Source organism: Streptomyces alfalfae (assembly GCF_004127445.1).
GTDB classification, from domain to species: Bacteria; Actinomycetota; Actinomycetes; order Streptomycetales; family Streptomycetaceae; genus Streptomyces; species Streptomyces alfalfae.
Map to the genome: position 1 here is coordinate 75,685 of NZ_QEXM01000037.1, position 17,994 is coordinate 93,678.

Sequence of the window (17,994 nt, forward strand, 5' to 3'; positions counted from 1 at the left end):
GGCCGAGCGGCCTACGCCGCCACGGCGGCCGGCCGAACCGAGGGTCAGCCGCCGGGCTGGCTCTCACCCTCGCCGGGAGGCGGCTGGGCCTCGGAGGCGACGGGTTGGTCGCCGTGCCAGGAGTGCCAGAGGGCGGCGTACGCTCCGCCGGCCCTCACGAGGTCGTCGTGGCTGCCGAGCTCCGTGACGCGGCCGTTCTCCATCACCGCGACGCGGTCCGCGTCGTGAGCGGTCTGCAGGCGGTGAGCGATGGCGATGACGGTTCGGCCGCTCAGGACGGCCGCCAGAGCCCGCTCCGTGTGCCGGGCACTGGCCGGGTCCAGGAGCGCCGTGGCCTCGTCGAGTATCACCGTGTGCGGGTCGGCGAGCACGACACGGGCCAAAGCGAGCTGCTGGGCCTGCGCGCCATCCAGCTGATGGCTGCCGGAGCCGAGCTCGGTGTCGAGGCCGTCCGGCAGGTCCGTGGTCCACTCGGCGCCGACCGCGGTGAGAGCGGCGTGCAGCTCGGCGTCCGTGGCGGACTCCGACGCGATCAGCAGATTGTCCCGGACAGTGCCATGGAACACATGGTGCTCCTGAGTGACGAGGACGACCTGACGGCGCAGCCGGTCGGAGGGCAGAGCCGCGATCGGGACCCCACCGACGGACACCGAACCCTGGGCAGGTGTGTCGATGCCTGCCAGGAGCCGGCTCAGAGTGGTCTTTCCGGCGCCGGAAGGGCCGACGACGGCGAGACGTTCGCCGGGACGGACGGACAGGTCGACGCCTCGGAGGACGTCGGGGCCTCCGGTGTAGGAGAACCGCACGCCCTCGGCGTCGATGCGGTCGTTCTCGGGAGCGAGGGTGCTGGGAGACGTCGGTTCCACAGGGGTGGCGGCCAGACCCTCTACCCTGGCGAAGGAAGCACCACTGCTCTGCAACTCCTCGACGCGTTGCAGAATCGTGTCCAGCGGCTGCGAGAGCTGGCGGAGGTAGAGCGCCGAGGCGACGACCGCGCCGAGGCTCACCGTGCCGTGGGCGTGCAGGGCACCGCCGATCAGCAGCATGCCGACGACCGGGATCACGTACGAGATGTCGACGGCGGGGAAGAGGACGCTCCGCAGGTACAGAGTGCGCTCATGAGCGGCGACGCAGCGCTCGATCTCCCTCTCGCTGTCGGCGATGCGCCGCTCCCGCAGGCCGAAGGCTTCGATGGTGCGGGCTCCGGACGCGGTGGCGGCGAGCACCTCGGCCAGCGCGGAGTGCGCTTCACCCTGGGCGAGGTAGGCGGAGCGCGCACGCCGCAGGTACCAGCGGGTGGCGAACCAGATTCCCGTGAGGCCGAGCATCCCGCAGACACCGAGCAGCGGATCGAGCAGAAGCACCGCACCGATGATGAAGAGTGCCTGCACGGCCGCGACGAAGACATCGGGTCCGGTGTCCCGCAGCGTCTGACCGGTGGTCGCGATGTCGGACGTACCGCGTGCCGTCAGGTCACCCGCGCCGGCGCGCTCGACGACCGAGGAGGGCAGGGCGAGCGCGCGGTCGACGAACTGTTCGCGGATGCGGGCGAGGGTGCGCTCGCCGAAGCGATGGCCGAGGTAGCGGGCGTGGCGCGCCAGGAGGAGCTGGGCGACGGCGCCGATGAGGATGCCGAGGGCGAGGCGATCCACGGCGGCGACGCTCCCACCGTCCTTCACCGTGTTCACGATGCGCCCCAGGAGCCACGGGCCGACGAGGCCCGCAGCCGCGGCCAGCGCGTTGAGGAAGAGCATGGCGGCGAAGGCCCCGGCGTCCTGCCGGATCAACCGCAGGGCGGCGCGGTGGACCTGGCGGGGGTCGGCGACGGGCAGATGGTTGACGGCGGCTTCGGGCGCGTTGCCGCTGCGGGGCGGCGTCATCGGAGGGTCCCGTGAGTCGGCTCGGGGGAGCAGGGGCGGGAGTTCTCGCGGTCGTCTGGTCGGCCTTGCTCCGCATCAGCCGCCGTTGCGGCCTCCTTCTCGGCAACGTCCGTCGTCGGGTGCATGTCCGTGCCGGTGCTCCCCCTCATCTCCGTGGCCTCCGTGACGTCCGTGGCCCCGGCCGTCGTGGCCTCTTCGGTGTCGCGCGACACAAGGCGGCGGTAGTCGGGATGGCGCGCCAAGAGGCCGGCGTGGCTGCCCACAGCGGAGACGCGGCCGTCGACCAGGTGGTAGACGACGTCTGCCTGGTCGAGGACGAGGGGAGAGGTGGTGGTGACGAGCGTCGTGCGCTCGGCACGGGCTGCGCGGAGACCGGCAGCCATCTTGGCCTCGGTGTGGGCGTCGACGGCCGATGTGGGTTCGACCGCCAGCAGCACCTCGGGGTCGGCCAGCAGGGCCCGGGCCAGGCGGACGCGTTGCCGTTGACCGCCGGAGAGGTTGTGACCGTGGGCGTCGAGACGGGCATCGAAGCCGTCCGGGAGGCCGAGCACGATGTCACGGGCCGCAGCCGCTTCGACTGCATGGGTGAGGGCGTCCTCGTCCGGGGCCAGACGACCGGAGAGCGCCGCGCGCAGCGTCCCGGCGAACAAGGCGGCTTCATTGTCGGCGACGAGAATGCGCGCGCGGACCTGCTCCAGGGGGACGGCGTCCAGGCGGACCGCTCCCCAGGTGACCGAGCCAAGGGTGAATCGGCCGAGGCGATCGACGACCTCCGTGGCCTCCGACGTACGAGTACTCGCGAGCGCGGTGAGGATGCCGGGTTCCACCTTCACTCCCGAGAGGTGGTCGTGGAGGACGGCCGGCGCCTCGGGAGCGCCGACCGTGGCCTCGCGGACGCCGAGGGCGTGTTCGCCGACACCGGGGGCTTCGCCCGACGCGCCGAGCGCCACGGTCCCGCTCTTCCCGCCGCTCGTGGGCACCGCCGACCACGTCTCCGGCGCGAGGTTCAGGAAGTCCACGACCCGGCGGGCCGAGACCAGACCACGGCTGATGTCGTAGCCGCTCTCGAGGAAGGACGACACCGGGACCACGAGGACGGCGACGTAACCGTAGACGGCGACCAGTTCGCCCACGGTGATGGCGCCCTGGGCCGCCATGCGGGCGGCGAGCCAGGTCACGGCGGCCAGGAACACGCTGGGCAGGCCGATCCCGAAGGCCTGGATCCAGCTCATGGACGAGCCGACCCGGTGGCCCTCGTCCCTCAGCTCTCGAGACCCCGCACGGTAGCGGGCCGCGAAGACCTGCTTGCCGCCCAGACCGTTGAGGACCCGCAGCCCGGCGGCCAGGTCGCCGAGCACGCCGGCCAGTGCGCCCTGCCGTTCCCGGTACGCGGTCTCCGCCCCCTGAAGTCTGCTGAGGAACGGCCCGACGAACAGCGCCAGCAGAGGCACTCCGAGCAGGACCACGATGGCCAGCAGTACGGAGAACGACAGGAGCAGGGCGGCGACGACGGCGTAGGCGATCACCGCGCCCACCCCGGGCCCGGTGACGGTGAGGGTCGAGCCGATGACGCCCACGTCGGAGTGGCCGATGGTGACGACCTCGCCCGCCGAGACACGCCGGGGGAGGGCCGCGCCGAGTCGGGTGGCGTGGTCCATCACGACACGCACGGTCCGGAAGTAGGCGTCCAACCGGATGCGGGTCATCGTGCGGTGCCGCATGATTCCGAGCCAGGCGTCGAGGATGCCGACGATGAAGAGGGCGGCGGTCCAACCGATCAGTGCGCCCTCGTCGCCGGGGCGCAGCCCGTCATCGATGGCACGCGAAAGGACGTACGGGGGAAGCGTCAGACCGACCATCCACGCGCTGCCGAGCACAGCGCCGAGAGCGACCCGCTTGGGCTGGCTGACGACCAGCCACCAGAGGTAGCGGGCGGGCCCGCGTCGGTCCGGGACGCCGGGGCCCGTGGTCGATGCAGTGGCCATCCACGTACCCTAACTACCCCTGGCCACAGGGGAACAGGCGGCTCACCTCACGACAAGCGGCGGCCCCGGCCTGATGCGAAGCGGTCCGACACGAAGCCCGGCACGAAGCGGCCCCGACCTGACGCGAAGCGGCCCGGCACGAAACGGCCCGGCCCCAGCCGATCCGCGCGGAAAGCGGGACCAACTGGTGCCGGACCGAGGCCGCGGCGGCGTCGCGCGGTGGCGAGACCACGGCCCGCACCCGTATCCGTGCCGTCACCTCCGACCGTGCGGAATCCCCCGACCGAGCCGCCGCGCCTAACCGTGCCAGGACCGCCACAGGGCGGAGTACGCGCCGCCCGCGGCGACCAGTTGGTCGTGGCTGCCGAGTTCGCTGATGCGGCCGTTCTCGACCACGGCGATGACATCAGCGTCGTGGGCGGTGTGCAGGCGGTGGGCGATCGCCACGACGGTGCGGCCGTCCAGGACGCGGGCGAGCGAACGCTCCAGGTGCCGCGCCGCGCGCGGGTCGAGGAGCGACGTCGCCTCGTCGAGGACCAGTGTGTGGGGGTCGGCGAGGACGAGCCGGGCCAACGCGATCTGCTGGGCCTGGGCGGGAGTCAGTGCGAAGCCGCCGGAGCCGACCTCGGTGTCCAGCCCCTCGTCGAGGCCGCGGGCCCAGTCGGCGGCGTCGACGGCTCCCAGCGCGGCCCACAGTTCGGCGTCCCGCGCACCGGTCCGTGCCAGGAGCAGGTTGTCACGCAGGGAACCCACGAAGACGTGATGCTCTTGGTTGACCAGGGCCACATGCGCACGGACCTCCTCGGCGGGCATGGCCGACAGCTCCGCGCCGCCCAGGGTGACCTGCCCGGTGCGCGGTCCGTAGATACCGGCGAGCAGCCTGCCCAGCGTCGACTTGCCCGCGCCCGACGGTCCGACCAGGGCGACGCGCGAACCGGGTTCGACGGCCAGGGAGACCTCGCGGAGGACGTCGACGCCCTCGCGGTAGCCGAAGTGGACGTCGTCGGCGCGGACGTGGCGGCCGCGCGGGGTGACGGAGGTGTCGTCGGCGTCCGGTTCGATGTCGCGAACACCGACGAGACGTGCCAGGGAGACCTGGGCGACCTGCAGTTCGTCGTACCAGCGAAGGATGATCCCCAGGGGGTCAACGAGCATCTGTGCGATCAGGACGCCCGTGGTCAGCTGGCCGACGCCGATCCAGCCCTGCAGCACGAAGACGCCGCCGATCATCAGCGTCGAGCAGAGCACGGCGGTGTGGGTGAAGTTGATGACGGGGAAGAGGACCGACCGCAGGTAGAGGGTGTAGCGCTCCCAGGCGGTCCACTCCTTGATGCGGCGTTCCGACAGCTCGATGCGGCGCGCACCGAGCCGGTGGGCCTCGATGGTGCGGCCCGCGTCGACGGTCTCGGCGAGGGCGGCTGCCACGGCGGCGTATCCGGCGGCCTCCGAACGGTAGGCGGCGGGCGCCCGTTTGAAGTACCAGCGACAGCCGACCACCAGGAGCGGCACGGCGACGAGTACGGCGGGCGCCAGCGGCGGTGCGGTCACGACGAGTCCGCCGAGCAGCAGCACGACCCACACCACGCCGATCGCGAGTTGCGGCACGGCCTCACGCATGGCGTTGGCGAGGCGGTCGATGTCGGTGGTGATGCGCGAGAGCAGGTCACCCGTGCCGGCCCGCTCCAGGACCCCCGGCGGCAGCCCGACGGATCGTACGAGGAAGTCCTCCCGCAAATCCGCGAGCATCCGCTCACCGAGCATCGCGCCCCGCAACCGCACCTCGCGTACGAAGAAGGACTGCACGGCGAGGGCGAGCGCGAACAGGCCGATGGTGCGTTCCAGGTGGAGGTCGCGGGCGTCGTGCGAGACCTTCTCCACGAGGTCGCCGAGCAGGTAGGGGCCGGCCATCGAGGCGGTGACGGCGAGGGTGTTCACCGCGATGAGCAGGACGAAGGCCGTGCGGTGGCGCTGGAACAGCTCGCGGACGTAGGTGCGTACCGTCGTGGGCGTGCCGATGGGCAGGGTCTCCGCCGTGGTGGGGGCCGCCGGATCGTACTCCGGTGGCGCCAGGCCGATCATGCGGTCTCCTCGAGATTGCTGGCGGTCGTCCTGGCGGTCGCGTTCGCGCTCGCCGTGGCGGTGCTGATCTTCGGCTCGAAGTCAGCCTCGAAGTCGGGGTCGAAGCCGGCCGGGCCGGACTCGGCCACAGCGGTCTGCTCGTCGTCGGTCTCGCGGGTCACGACCGCGCGGTACCGCGGTTCACTGTGCATGAGGTCGCGGTGTGCGCCCACCGCGGCTACTGCGCCGTCGGTGAGGAACACGACACGTTCCGCGCGGTCGAGGAGCAGCGGGGACGAGGTGAGCACCACGGTGGTCCGCCCCGAGCGCAGCCGGCGGATGCCGTCGGCGACCCGGGCCTCGGTGTGCGAGTCGACGGCGGACGTCGGCTCGTCGAGTACCAGCGTGTCGGGATCGGTGACCAGCGAGCGCGCCAGGGCCAGGCGCTGGCGCTGGCCTCCGGAGAGGGACCGGCCGCGTTCCGTGAGATGGGCGGCCATCGGATCGTCGCTCACCGACGCCTGGGCCAGCGCGTCCAAAACGTCCGAGCACTGGGCCGCCGCGAGGGCCTCGGCCGGGGCGACGGTTCCGGATGACGGCACGTCGAGGAGGGCCTGCAGGGTGCCCGAGAGCAGGACGGGGTCCTTGTCCTGCACGAGCACGTGGGTGCGGGCGTCAAAGAGCGGCATCTCGTCCAGCGCGACATCTCCCAGGCGTACGGACGGCAGGTTCGCCGCGTCCTCGAAGGTGGGGTGGCCGCCGAGCCGCTCGGCGAGCCGTCCGGCTTCGTCGGGGTCGCCGCAGACCACGGCGGTGAGGCGGCCGGCCGGCGCGAGGAGTCCCGTCGCCGGGTCGAACAGGTCGCCCGGGTGCCGGGAACCGCCTGCCAGGGCACGTTCGCGGCGGTGCGAGGGCGGTTGCTCGCCGCCGGACGGCGGCACGTCAACGCGCTGCGACGGAGCCACTGCCGTCGCACCGCCAAGAGAGTCCGATGCAGCCTTGCCTTGCTTCGGCGGTGCCGCTGCCTGCTGGTCCTGCGCGGGGGAGGCCGTCGGTGCGGCCCCCGGTTCCGTCCGCTCCAGGGCGAGCACGCGTGCCGCCCGCTTGGCGCTGGGCCGGGAGAAGGAGTACGCCATGGCGATCTCCTCGAAGTGGCGCAGCGGATAGTTGAGCATCATGACCGCGCTGTAGACCGTGACCAGTTCGGCGACGGTGATGCGGCCCTCGCGGGCGAGGTGCACGCCGTGCCAGACCAGCGCGATCAGCAGCAGCCCCGGCAGCAGGACCTGCGTCGCCGAGATCACCGCCCACATCCGGGCGCTGCGGACCGCGGCCGTCCGGACCTCTTGCGAGGCGCGGCGGTAGCGGTCGAGGAAGAGGTCCTCACCGCCGATGCCGCGCAGGACCCGTAGCCCCGCGACGGTGTCGGACGCCAGTTCCGTGGCTCGGCCCGCCTTCTCGCGCTGGAGATCGGCGCGCCGGGTGGCGCGCGGCAGCAGGGGGAGCACGGCGAGGGCGAGCACCGGTACGCCCACAGCGACGACGAGGCCCAAGGCGGGCTGGTAGATGAGGAGGCCGACGCAGGCCAGCAGGATCGTGCAGGCGGCTGCCGCGAACCGGGACAGCGCCTCGACGAACCAACCGATCTTCTCGACGTCACCGGTGGATACGGACACGACTTCACCGGCGGCCACGCGCCGGGTGAGTACGGAGCCGAGCTGGGCAGTCTTGCGGGCGAGCAGTTGCTGCACGCGGGCCGCGGCGGTGATCCAGTTGGTGACCGCGGTGCGGTGCAGCATCGTGTCGCCCGCCGCGATGGCGAGGCCGAGGAGGATGAGCAGCACGCCCGAGAGCGCGAGCCGCCCGCCGGATCGATCGAGCACGGCCTCGACGGCGATGCCGACGGCGTAGGGCAGGCCCGCGATGGAGCCGAAGTGCAGCAGGCCCCAGGCGAGGGATCTGAGCTGCCCCCCGAGTTGGTTCCGGCCAAGCCACAGCAGGAAGCGCGGGCCCGACCTGACATCGGGGACGCCGGGGTCGGGATAGGGAAGATCGCGAATCTGCATGTCGTCCCAGCAGTCGTGAGCGGTGGCCGTCGGCTCCGTCGAAGCGGGCGTCGAAGGCGACGACGCGGCCGATGCCGCGGGCGAGTACGCACGCGAGATCACTGCCGGGGTCGCAGTCGAGACCGGAACGAGCCGGAACGGACGGCGGTAACAAACCGTGAAAGGTTCACCTCATTCGGTGGTCCGAAGCAAACGGTTTTCCGTCTCGAAGTAAAGAATCGGCCCCTTCTTCGCCCGGAGGACCGGGCTGAGCGGGGGTGACCTGGGCCGAATGCGACCATGGGCGGATGCGTATAGCCGGTGCGGTGCGAACGGTGGTCGCGGTGGCGGCCTGTGCAGTCCTCCTGACGTCCTGCGGGAGCGGAAGCGATGACGCCTCTGGGGCCGGACAGCGATCCGGACACGCCAAGGGGGCGGAGCATGGGGACGGCTCCCGGGCGCGCGCGGCCGAAGCCGGGCGGATCCCCGATGTCGGTGACCGTCTGCAGACGAAGATCCCCGAGGACTCACGTCAGGTGGTCGCGGTCTACGGAGACGGCGTGAACTCCGCCGATTCGACCGTCGTCCTGTACACGAAGACCGGCAAGACGGACAGCACTTGGGAGAAGGCGCGTACCTGGCCCGCGCACAACGGCAAGAAGGGCTGGACCACCGATCACCGCGAGGACGACAAGCGCAGCCCTGTCGGCGTGTTCACCCTCACCGACGCGGGCGGTGTCCTCGCCGACCCCGGCGCCAAGCTCCCGTACACGGAGTCCGTGTCGATGCAGGCGCCTCACTACTGGCCCAAGACGCACTGGCACGACTTCGACTACGTCATCGCCATCGACTACAACCGTGCCAAGGGCACACCGCCCAACGACCCGACACGTCCGCAGGGCCAGACCAAGGGCGGAAGCATCTGGCTGCACATGGACCACGGCAGCGGTACCTCGGGGTGCGTCAGCCTGTCGAAGTCGGGCATGGCGTACCTGCTGCGCACACTGGACCCGAAGCAGCACCCGGTCGTGGTGATGGGGGACAAGACCAACCTCGCGACGTGAGGACCCCGGTCTCATGCGTGGCGCCCGGCCGGGCACCCCATTGCGGTGATCGCCCGCTGCCCCATAGAACACCCCCATGAGAAGACGCGTCATGTCCATGCTCGTCGGGGTGGTCGTCGCCGCAGGCACGCTCCTCGGTACGAGCCCGTCCGCGGCGGCCGTGAAACCCCCCGCCCCGCCCGAGTTCGGCACCGACTGGCACGACCCGGTCACCGCCGCGCCCCCGATAGAGAAGCCGCGCACCAAGTCCTGTGCCGTCACGGTCGCCGAGGCGCAGTTCAAGGACTTCACGCCCTTCACGGGCGACTACACGCCGCCGCGCGGCTGTGGGGACCGCTGGGGCAAGGTGGTGCTGCGCCTGGACGGCAAGGTGAAGGGCAGGCAGTACGACCGGCTGGGGTACCTGCGTATCGGGGGCGTAGAGGTCTTCCGCACGTCCACGCCGGAGCCGTCCGCCGACGGCGTCAGCTGGTCCGTGGAGAAGGACGTCACCCGCTACAGCGAGACGCTGCGCCAGAACCAAAGCGTCGAGATGCTGATCGGCAACGTCGTCAATGAGACGTACACCGGCGTCATCGACGTCAAGGTGACACTGACGTTCTACGAGCGGGGCAAGAACACCGGAGCCGAGCCCGAGAAGAACCCCGGCACCGGGTCCGGAAGCGCGGCGCCCGATCGCGTACTGCCCCTCGGTGACGACTCCGCCCTCACCACCCCGCGCAACAGCGAACGCATCGTCGCCGAGGTCTACGCGACCGGCTCCGGTGGGGGCTGTGAGGAGTACTGGTATCTGACGGTTCCGGACGCCGCGCCCTACTCCTGCAAGGCTGACCAGGGCCCCTACCGTGAGGTGCAGGTCGAGGTGGACGGGCAGGTGGCGGGCATCGCCGCACCGTTCCCGACGGTGTGGACGGGCGGGTGGTCCAACCCCTTCCTCTGGTACGTGCTTCCGGGGCCCCGCGCCTTCGACATCAAGCCCATCGAGTACGACCTGACCCCCTTCGCCGGGATCCTCAACGACGGTCGGCCGCACAAGGTCGAGGTATCCGTCGTCGGCGTGCCCAAGGCCCAGACGGGCTGGAGCGTCCCGGTCAACGTCCTGGTCTGGCAGGACGAGCGGAGCAAGCACGTCACCGGCGAGCTGACCAGGCACGACGCCGGGCCTCTTGCCAACGACACGGCGTACACCCCGGCTTCCACCGCCGAGGGCACACACCGGCTCGACACGAAGGGCGGCCACCGCCTCACCGTCTCCGGCCACGTGAAAACGTCGCACGGCCGCGTCACGACGACCGTGACACGGGCCCTGAAGAACACGTCCGTACACCGGTGGGCCGAGGGGGAGTCGTTGGACGCGCTCAAGGCCACCTGGTCCGATCGCGAGACGGTCACCGTGAACGGCCGCGCGGTGCGGACCGATCGTACGTACACGATGGACGGCACCACGACACTGGGCGCCGACGACCGGTTGCGCACCGAGATCTCTCTCGGTGACCGCGCCGAGAGCGTCACGACCCACGGCGGTCGGCGCACCGGCCGATCGGTGACCGACGACCGCTACGACGGCGAGGCCACGTACACCGCCACCGCGCCCCGGGAGGAGCGGCACGCGGTGGGCACCTCGCGCGAGCGCTACCGGCAGTACGGCGACGGCGGCTGCTATGACCGGACGCTGGCCACGGAGCAGGGCGCGCTGACCGTCGACCGGCGCCGCTGCTGAGCGACGGCGACAGCGCCAGGCCAGGAGCAGCGGTGGGCAGTGGCCCCAGGCTGGCCCGGGGCCAGCGGCGGCAGGAGGGTGTCCGCCGCTGGCCCCGGCCCGCATCAGGGCCCCGGAGAATCGCCCGGCGGCCGCTACTCCTTCGGCTTCTTTGAGTCCATCCCGGGGCGGGCCTTCTTCCAGAGGCCCCGGGTGAAGTCCGGTATCGCCTGCGGAGCGCCCTTGGCCTTGATCGAGAGGTGGCTCAGCGGTACGGGCGCCGTCCACGTCGCGGCGTCGTACACGTCGAAGTCCGGCACGAGGCCGAGCCGCATGGTCTGCATCAGCCGGAAGACCATGATGTAGTCCATGCCGCCGTGGCCGCCCGGCGGGTTGGAGTGCTCCTTCCAGAGCCAGTGGTCGAATTCGGCGTACGCGGCGAAGTCGCCCCATTCGTCGTTCGTGTGGTCGGGCTCGATGTAGATGCGCTCCGGATAGTCCTCGAAGACGCCCCTCGTGCCGCCCAGACTGTTGATGCGGCTGTACGGATGCGGGGTGCTGACATCGTGTTCCAAGCGGATCACGCGACCCTTCGCCGTCTGTACGAGGCTGATGGTGCGGTCGCTCTCGATGTACGTCTCCTTCCAGCTGGGGTCGCCCGCGGGCATGTGCTCCTTGCGGTACTGCGCGAGACCGAGAGCGGGCGTGCCGAAGCTGGAGATGTGGGTGGCGCGGTCACCGCGGTTGACGTCCATGTAGTTGGCGACGGGGCCGAAGCCGTGGTTGGGGTAGAGGTCGCCGCGGAGCCGGGTGTGCCAGAGGCGGCGCCATGGGCCCTCGTAGTAGTCGGGGTCGAACATGAGACCGCGCAGATCGTGGTTGTACGCGCCCGCGCCGTGCAGGAGGTCGCCGAACTTGCCCGCGTGGGCCATCCGCAGGACACGCATCTCGTTCTTGCCGTAACAGCAGTTCTCGAGCTGCATGCAGTGTCTGCGGGTCCGCTCCGACAGGTCGACGAGCTGCCACAGTTCGTCGAGGCGCAGGGCGATGGGGCACTCCACACCGACGTGCTTGCCGTTCAGCATCGCCGACTTGGCGATCGCGAAGTGGGAGTCCCAGGGCGTGGCCACGTACACGAAGTCGATGTCCCCGCGCTTGCACAGGTGCTCGTAGTCGTGCTCGCCCTTCGTGTACGTCGCGGGGGCCGGCTGGCCCGCGGCGGTGACCTTCTTCGCGGCGGCCGCGGTCTTGTCCTTGACCGGGTCGCAGAGGGCCACGACCCGTACGCCCGGGACCGCGAGGAACAGGTCGATCATGGAGCCGCCGCGGTTGCCGAGGCCGATGATGCCGACCCTGACCGTGGAGCGCCGCTCGAACGGCACCCCGATCATCGTGCGGCCCTTGCGGACGGGGGCCTTGGCCGTGTCCTCGGCGGCTTGAGCGGCCTCCGGCGCGGCGGCCGGCATGGCGCCCGGCGCGTCGGCGTGCGCCGTGCCGCTCGCGAAGGCGCCGATGCCGATCCCCGCCCCGGCGAGGCCCGCCGTGCGGAGCACCGCGCGGCGCGAGTGGCCGTCACCCGTCATGCCCTCGGCAAGGCCGTCGGGGTTCGCGCTGTCGGGAGTCGGTGTCGCGTTCTCGTCGTGCATCGGACCTCCGTAGCTGAAAGGCGGCTGGTCTCTACCACTGGGGCGGAAGCCACCCTGTTAGGGCTGCCACGGGGGCGCAAGGGGCGGAAGTGGCCAGGAACTTGGACTTCCGCCATGACTACATGGACTTCCGGAGCCGGCGGTCGCGGGTCACCCGTGACCGCTCCGGCGGCCGCGAGCCGTCAGCGGCCGGGCGACAACCGGCCACCGCTCACCCATGGCGGTCCCTCGGCGCCGGGCTGCCCGGGTGCCGGGAGCCACTAGGGACGCGTCGCGCGCTCCAGTTCGAGCAGGGCGGAGTAGTACTCCCGTCCCGTCGCGTGGTCCATGCCGATCTCACACATACGGTTCGCCGAGAGATGCGCCTCGAAGCGGAGGCCCGCGACCTCCGCGGCCTCCTTGCGCGTGGCCGACTCGGTCAGCTCCTTGTGGAGCATGCCGCGGTCGCCCGCGAAGGCGCAGCACCCCGCGTCGTCCGGGACGGTCACGTCGTCCGCGCACGCCTCGGCGACGGCGCGCAGCTGCGCCTCGTCGCCGAGATGCTGCATCGAGCAGGTGGGGTGGAGGACGGCGGAGCCGATCCTGCGGCGCACGGTCAGGTGGGGGAGCAGTTCGTCGGCGGCCCAGACGATCGAGTCGAGAACGGTCAACTCGTGGTGGAGCGCGCGGTTCTCGGCGGTCAGATACGGCACCACCTCGTGCGCGATGCCGAGCGTGCACGACGAGGCGTCGACGACCAGCGGCAGCCGGCCGCCCGCGGTCCAGCCCCAGGCGGCCTCGACGATGCGGTTGGCCATGAGCCGGTTGCCGGCCTCGTAGCCCTTGGAGTGCCAGATCGTCGCGCAGCACGTGCCCGCGACGTCCTCCGGGATCCAGACCGGCCTGCCGGCGCGCGAGGACACGGCGACGACGGCTTCGGGAAGTGAGGGCAGGGAGTGGCCGTCGGGGCCGGCGAAGATGCGGTTGACGCACGCCGGGTAGTAGACGGCCGACGCCCCCGCGCGCGTGGTACGCGGCAGCTTGCGTGCGGCGGCCCCGGGAATCTGCGGCAGCCACTCCGGGACGAGGTCGGGGCGGACCGCCTTGCGGGCCGTACGCGTCACCGCGGTGAGCAGCCGGTCGCTGATGCGGTCCGCGGCGGCCACGGCGAGCCGCGCGGAGGCCTCGACGGCCTTGAAGTTCTTCGCGGCCAGCGCGGCGAGCCGCTCCTCTCGGGGCGAGTGCCGAGCGTGCCGGAAGTCCTTCATCAGGGCGCCGGTGTCGATGCCGACCGGGCAGGCCAGCTTGCAGGTCGAGTCGCCCGCACAGGTGTCGACGGCGTCATAGCCGTACGCCTCGACGAGGCCGTCCTCCACGGGGGAACCCGCCTCCTGGCGCATCATCTCCCGGCGCAGCACGATGCGCTGGCGCGGCGTCGTGGTGAGGTCCTCGCTCGGGCAGGTCGGTTCGCAGAAGCCGCACTCGATGCACGGGTCCGCGATGAGCTCCACCTTGGGGATGGTCTTCAGGCCGCGCAGATGCGCCTTCGGGTCGCGATCGAGGACGACGCGCGGGGCGAGGACCCCGTCGGGGTCGATGACCTGCTTGGTGCGCCACATCAACTCGGTGGCCTTCGGCCCCCATTCGAGCTCCAGGAACGGCGCGATGTTGCGGCCGGTGGCGTGCTCGGCCTTGAGGGAGCCGTCGAACCGCTCCACGGTCAGCCGGCAGAACTCGTCCATGAAGGCGGCGTAGCGGTCCACGTCCGACGGCAGGCCCGCGTCGAAGGCGAGCAGGAAGTGCAGGTTGCCGTGGGCCGCGTGGCCCGCGACGGCGGTGTCGAAGCCGTGCCGTGTCTGCAGCTCCAGAAGGGCCTCGCAGGCCTCCGCGAGCCGTCCCGGCGGCACCGCGAAGTCCTCCGTGATCAGGGTCGTCCCCGAGGGGCGGGAACCGCCGACGGCGGTGACGAAGGCTTTGCGCGCCTTCCAGTAGCCGCCGATGGTCTTGGCGTCGCGCGTGAACGTGTTCGTCACGGAAGGCACGGGCGCCACCAGTTCGAGACCTTCCAGGGCCTTGGCCGCCGAGGCCTCGTACGCCTCGCACGTCGTCTCGTCCGGGGCGCGGAACTCCACCAGGAGCGCGGTCGTCGACTGCGGCAGCTCGGCCCAGTCGGCGGGCACCCCCTGCACGCTGACCGAGGCCCGCAGGGTGTTGCCGTCCATCAGCTCGACGGCGAGCGCGCCCGCGGCGTTGAACACCGGCACCGCCGCGGCGGCCGCGGTGAGAGAGGGGAAGAAGAGCAGGGCGGTGGTCGTGTACCGGTCCAGCGGAAGCGTGTCGAAGACGATCTCCGAGATGAAGCCGAAGGTGCCTTGGGAGCCGACCATCAGGCCGCGCAGGATCTCCACGGGCGTCGAGCCGTCGAGGAAGGCGTCCAGGCGGTAGCCGTTGGTGTTCTTGAGCTGGTACTTGGCACGGATACGGGCCACGAGGTCGGCGTCCGCCTCGATCTCCCGTTTGATCGCGAGGAGGCCCTCGCACAGGGCGGGCTCGGCGTGTGCCAGGGCCTCCTCGGCGTCCGGGGCGGCCGTGTCCACGACCGTGCCCGAGGGCAGGACGAACGTCAGCGAGGCGACCGTGCGGTAGGAGTTGCGGGTGGTGCCCGCCGTCATGCCCGACGCGTTGTTCGCGACGACACCGCCGAGGGTGCAGGCGATGGCGCTCGCGGGGTCGGGGCCGAGGACCCGGCCGGACCGGGCGAGCGTGGTGTTGGCGCGCACCACCGTCGTGCCGGGGCGCACGCGGGCCCGCTCGCCCCCGCCGAGCACCTCGATGCCGGACCAGTGCTTGCGGACGTCGACCAGGATGTCCTCGCCCTGCGCCTGACCGTTCAGCGAGGTTCCCGCCGCGCGGAAGACGACCTCGCGGCCCTTGCCGTGCGCGTACGAGAGGACCGCCGACACGTCGTCGATGTCCTCGGGGACGACCACGACCTGCGGCAGGAAGCGGTACGGGCTCGCGTCCGATGCGTACTTCACCAGGTCGGAGACCTTGGTCAGGACCTTGTCCGCGCCGAGCAGCGCGATCAGCTCGGAGCGCAGCGGCTCGGGGGTGCCGGCGGCCCGCCCGTCCGGCACGCGGTCGGCCGCCGGGCCTTTCTCGCGCGTCGTGGGGCGCAGGGTGTCCGGCTCGGGCTCCAGCAGCGGCATGGCTCTCCTCGGCGGTGGCGGTGGTTCCGCGGGCTGCGGTCCGGACGTGTCAGCGGCGCCGGTCGTCCGGGACGTCGAACAGCGCGTTCAGCAGAGTGCCCAGCTGCGCCCGCTGCTCGGTGTCCAATGGAGCCAGGATGTCCTCCGCGGCGGCCCGGCGCGCGCGGCGCAGCTCCCCGAGGGCCTTGAGGCCGGCGTCGGTGAGCTCGATGCGGATCACCCTGCGGTTGGTGGGATCGGGCACACGGCGCACCAGCTCGCCCGTCTCCAGACCGTCGACCAGGGTGGTCACGGCGCGGGGGACCACTTCCAGGTGCTCGGCGAGATCGGCCATGCGGGGCGGCGTCTCGTAGTGCGCGAGGGTGCGCAGCAGGCGGGACTGCGCGGGAGTGATGCCGACCGGCACCAGATGGCGCTTCTGTATCCGCTGCAGTCTGCGGGTCAGCCGCAGCAGCTGTTCCGCGAGCAGGCCGTCGGGATCCGGGGTCTTCATGCGGGAACTTTACCAGGACCTTGTACATTGTGAGTGTAGGTAACAGTGAGCTACGCTCTCCGAGTCACCGTCGGTCACGTCTGCCGGCCGTCCGGCCAGCGTCCGAAAGGAGCCCATGCGCCACGACGAACCCACCTGGACGCCGCCACCCAAGGCCCCCGGCCAGGAACCGCCGCGCCAGATGCGCCGCATCCTCCGCCTCTTCCGTCCCTACCGCGGCCGCCTCGCGCTCGTGGGCCTGCTGGTCTGCGCCGCGTCCCTGGTCTCGGTCGCCACGCCCTTCCTGCTCAAAGAGATCCTCGACACCGCCATCCCGCAGGGGCGCACGGGCCTGCTGAGCCTGCTCGCGCTCGGCATGATCCTCAGCGCGGTGGTCACCAGCGTCTTCGGCGTGCTGCAGACCCTGATCAGCACGTCCGTGGGGCAGCGGGTGATGCACGACCTGCGCACCGCGGTCTACGGCCGGCTGCAGAGCATGTCTCTCGCCTTCTTCACCCGCACCCGCACGGGTGAGGTCCAGTCCCGGATAGCCAACGACATCGGCGGCATGCAGGCGACCGTCACGTCCACCGCGACGTCCCTGGTGTCGAACCTGACGAGCGTGATCGCCACGATCGTCGCCATGCTCGCCCTCGACTGGCGGCTGACGGTCGTCTCGCTGCTGCTGCTCCCGGTCTTCGTGTGGATCAGCCGCCGCGTCGGCCGCGAGCGCAAGAAGATCGCGACGCAGCGCCAGAAGCAGATGGCCGCGATGGCGGCGACGGTCACCGAGTCGCTCTCCGTGAGCGGCATCGTCCTCGGCCGCACGATGGGCCGGGCCGACTCGCTCACCGAGTCCTTCGCCGGTGAGTCCGAGCGTCTCGTCGACCTGGAGATCCGCTCGAACATGGCGGGCCGCTGGCGGATGGCCGTCATCTCGATCGTGATGGCCGCCATGCCCGCCGTCATCTACTGGAGCGCCGGTCTCGCCTTCCAGATGGGCGGCCCGACGGTCTCCATCGGCACGCTCGTCGCCTTCGTCTCGCTCCAGCAGGGCCTGTTCCGGCCGACCGTGAGCCTGCTCTCCACCGGGGTGCAGATCCAGACCTCGCTCGCGCTCTTCCAGCGCATCTTCGAGTACCTCGACCTGGACGTCGACATCACCGAGCCCGAGAACCCCGTCCGTCTGGACCGGATCAAGGGCGAGGTGCGCTTCGAGGACGTCGAGTTCCGCTACGACGAGAAGTCGGCGCCCACCCTCCAGGGCATCGACGTGACCATACCCGCCGGCGGCAGCCTGGCCGTGGTCGGTCCGACCGGCTCGGGGAAGTCCACTCTGAGCCACCTCGTGCCCCGGTTGTACGACGTCACGGGCGGCCGGGTCACCCTCGACGGGGTCGACGTGCGGGACCTGGACTTCGACACCCTGGCCCGCGCGGTCGGCGTGGTCTCCCAGGAGACGTATCTCTTCCACGCCTCGGTCGCCGACAACCTCCGCTTCGCCAAGCCCGACGCCACGGACGAGGAACTGGCGGCCGCCGCCCGTGCCGCGCAGATCCACGACCACATCGCGTCCCTGCCCGACGGGTACGACACCGTGGTCGGCGAGCGCGGCCACCGCTTCTCGGGCGGTGAGAAGCAGCGGCTCGCCATTGCCCGCACCATCCTGCGCGATCCGCCGGTCCTCATCCTCGACGAGGCCACCAGCGCGCTGGACACGCGTACGGAGCGGGCGGTGCAGGAGGCCATCGACGCCCTCTCCGCCGACCGCACCACTGTGACCATCGCCCACCGGCTCTCCACCGTCCGCGGCGCCGACCAGATCGTCGTCCTGGACGGCGGGCGCACGGCCGAACGGGGTACGCACGAGGAACTGATGGAGCGCGACGGTCGTTACGCCGCCCTCGTCCGCCGGGACGCCCAACTGGAGCCCGCGACATGAAGATATGCAGAGAAT

The 17,994-nt window shown here is 71.3% G+C and carries 10 protein-coding genes; 3 read left to right on the forward strand and 7 right to left on the reverse strand.

What is annotated here, in order from left to right; all coding sequences use genetic code 11:
• Positions 1–44: 44 nt before the first annotated feature.
• The 4 genes from DCW30_RS15455 to DCW30_RS15470 all read right to left on the reverse strand — a co-directional run bounded on the left by DCW30_RS15455 (position 45) and on the right by DCW30_RS15470 (position 7,989).
• The gene (locus DCW30_RS15455; protein WP_076687414.1) at positions 45–1,880 is read right to left on the reverse strand and encodes an ABC transporter ATP-binding protein; all 1,836 of its coding nucleotides are present in this window, start codon (positions 1,878–1,880) and stop codon (positions 45–47) included.
• Complete coding sequence (locus tag DCW30_RS15460; RefSeq protein WP_129299900.1) at positions 1,877–3,865, reverse strand: ABC transporter ATP-binding protein; 1,989 nt, start codon at positions 3,863–3,865, stop codon at positions 1,877–1,879. The genes DCW30_RS15455 and DCW30_RS15460 overlap by 4 nt, the downstream gene beginning before the upstream one ends.
• Before the next feature lie 297 nt (positions 3,866–4,162).
• Positions 4,163–5,944, reverse strand: coding sequence for an ABC transporter ATP-binding protein (locus tag DCW30_RS15465; protein WP_076687416.1), 1,782 nt, complete (start codon positions 5,942–5,944; stop codon positions 4,163–4,165).
• On the reverse strand, positions 5,941–7,989 hold the full coding sequence (locus DCW30_RS15470; RefSeq protein ID WP_079250224.1) for an ABC transporter transmembrane domain-containing protein: 2,049 nt from the start codon (positions 7,987–7,989) through the stop codon (positions 5,941–5,943). The genes DCW30_RS15465 and DCW30_RS15470 overlap by 4 nt, the downstream gene beginning before the upstream one ends.
• A gap of 287 nt (positions 7,990–8,276) precedes the next feature.
• Between DCW30_RS15470 and DCW30_RS15475 the strand changes: the two genes are divergently transcribed.
• The gene (locus tag DCW30_RS15475) at positions 8,277–9,032 is read left to right on the forward strand and encodes a L,D-transpeptidase family protein (protein WP_076687417.1); all 756 of its coding nucleotides are present in this window, start codon (positions 8,277–8,279) and stop codon (positions 9,030–9,032) included.
• 76 nt (positions 9,033–9,108) lie between these two features.
• Complete coding sequence (locus DCW30_RS15480) at positions 9,109–10,752, forward strand: peptide-N4-asparagine amidase (RefSeq protein ID WP_076687418.1); 1,644 nt, start codon at positions 9,109–9,111, stop codon at positions 10,750–10,752.
• Positions 10,753–10,886: 134 nt separating this feature from the next.
• Here DCW30_RS15480 and DCW30_RS15485 read toward each other — a convergent pair whose 3' ends face one another.
• The 3 genes from DCW30_RS15485 to DCW30_RS15495 all read right to left on the reverse strand — a co-directional run bounded on the left by DCW30_RS15485 (position 10,887) and on the right by DCW30_RS15495 (position 16,058).
• Entirely contained in the window at positions 10,887–12,377 is a 1,491-nt protein-coding gene (locus tag DCW30_RS15485; protein WP_076687419.1) for a Gfo/Idh/MocA family protein, read from the reverse strand.
• Positions 12,378–12,637: 260 nt separating this feature from the next.
• Positions 12,638–15,565, reverse strand: a complete 2,928-nt coding sequence (locus DCW30_RS15490) for an FAD-binding and (Fe-S)-binding domain-containing protein (RefSeq protein WP_076687420.1) — start codon at positions 15,563–15,565, stop codon at positions 12,638–12,640.
• Between the two features lie 49 nt (positions 15,566–15,614).
• The gene (locus tag DCW30_RS15495; protein WP_076687421.1) at positions 15,615–16,058 is read right to left on the reverse strand and encodes a MarR family winged helix-turn-helix transcriptional regulator; all 444 of its coding nucleotides are present in this window, start codon (positions 16,056–16,058) and stop codon (positions 15,615–15,617) included.
• Positions 16,059–16,173: 115 nt separating this feature from the next.
• Here DCW30_RS15495 and DCW30_RS15500 point away from each other — a divergent pair, with 115 nt between their 5' ends.
• Positions 16,174–17,979, forward strand: coding sequence for an ABC transporter ATP-binding protein (locus DCW30_RS15500; protein WP_076687422.1), 1,806 nt, complete (start codon positions 16,174–16,176; stop codon positions 17,977–17,979).
• Positions 17,980–17,994: the final 15 nt, after the last annotated feature.

Bases quoted from the DNA above. Each gene is read 5' to 3' on its own strand.
- DCW30_RS15455 (WP_076687414.1), bottom strand. From the start codon at position 1,880: ATGACGCCGCCCCGCAGCGGCAACGCGCCCGAAGCCGCCGTCAACCAT.
- DCW30_RS15460 (WP_129299900.1), bottom strand. From the start codon at position 3,865: ATGGCCACTGCATCGACCACGGGCCCCGGCGTCCCGGACCGACGCGGG.
- DCW30_RS15465 (WP_076687416.1), bottom strand. From the start codon at position 5,944: ATGATCGGCCTGGCGCCACCGGAGTACGATCCGGCGGCCCCCACCACG.
- DCW30_RS15470 (WP_079250224.1), bottom strand. From the start codon at position 7,989: ATGCAGATTCGCGATCTTCCCTATCCCGACCCCGGCGTCCCCGATGTC.
- DCW30_RS15475 (WP_076687417.1), top strand. From the start codon at position 8,277: ATGCGTATAGCCGGTGCGGTGCGAACGGTGGTCGCGGTGGCGGCCTGT.
- DCW30_RS15480 (WP_076687418.1), top strand. From the start codon at position 9,109: ATGAGAAGACGCGTCATGTCCATGCTCGTCGGGGTGGTCGTCGCCGCA.
- DCW30_RS15485 (WP_076687419.1), bottom strand. From the start codon at position 12,377: ATGCACGACGAGAACGCGACACCGACTCCCGACAGCGCGAACCCCGAC.
- DCW30_RS15490 (WP_076687420.1), bottom strand. From the start codon at position 15,565: ATGCCGCTGCTGGAGCCCGAGCCGGACACCCTGCGCCCCACGACGCGC.
- DCW30_RS15495 (WP_076687421.1), bottom strand. From the start codon at position 16,058: ATGAAGACCCCGGATCCCGACGGCCTGCTCGCGGAACAGCTGCTGCGG.
- DCW30_RS15500 (WP_076687422.1), top strand. From the start codon at position 16,174: ATGCGCCACGACGAACCCACCTGGACGCCGCCACCCAAGGCCCCCGGC.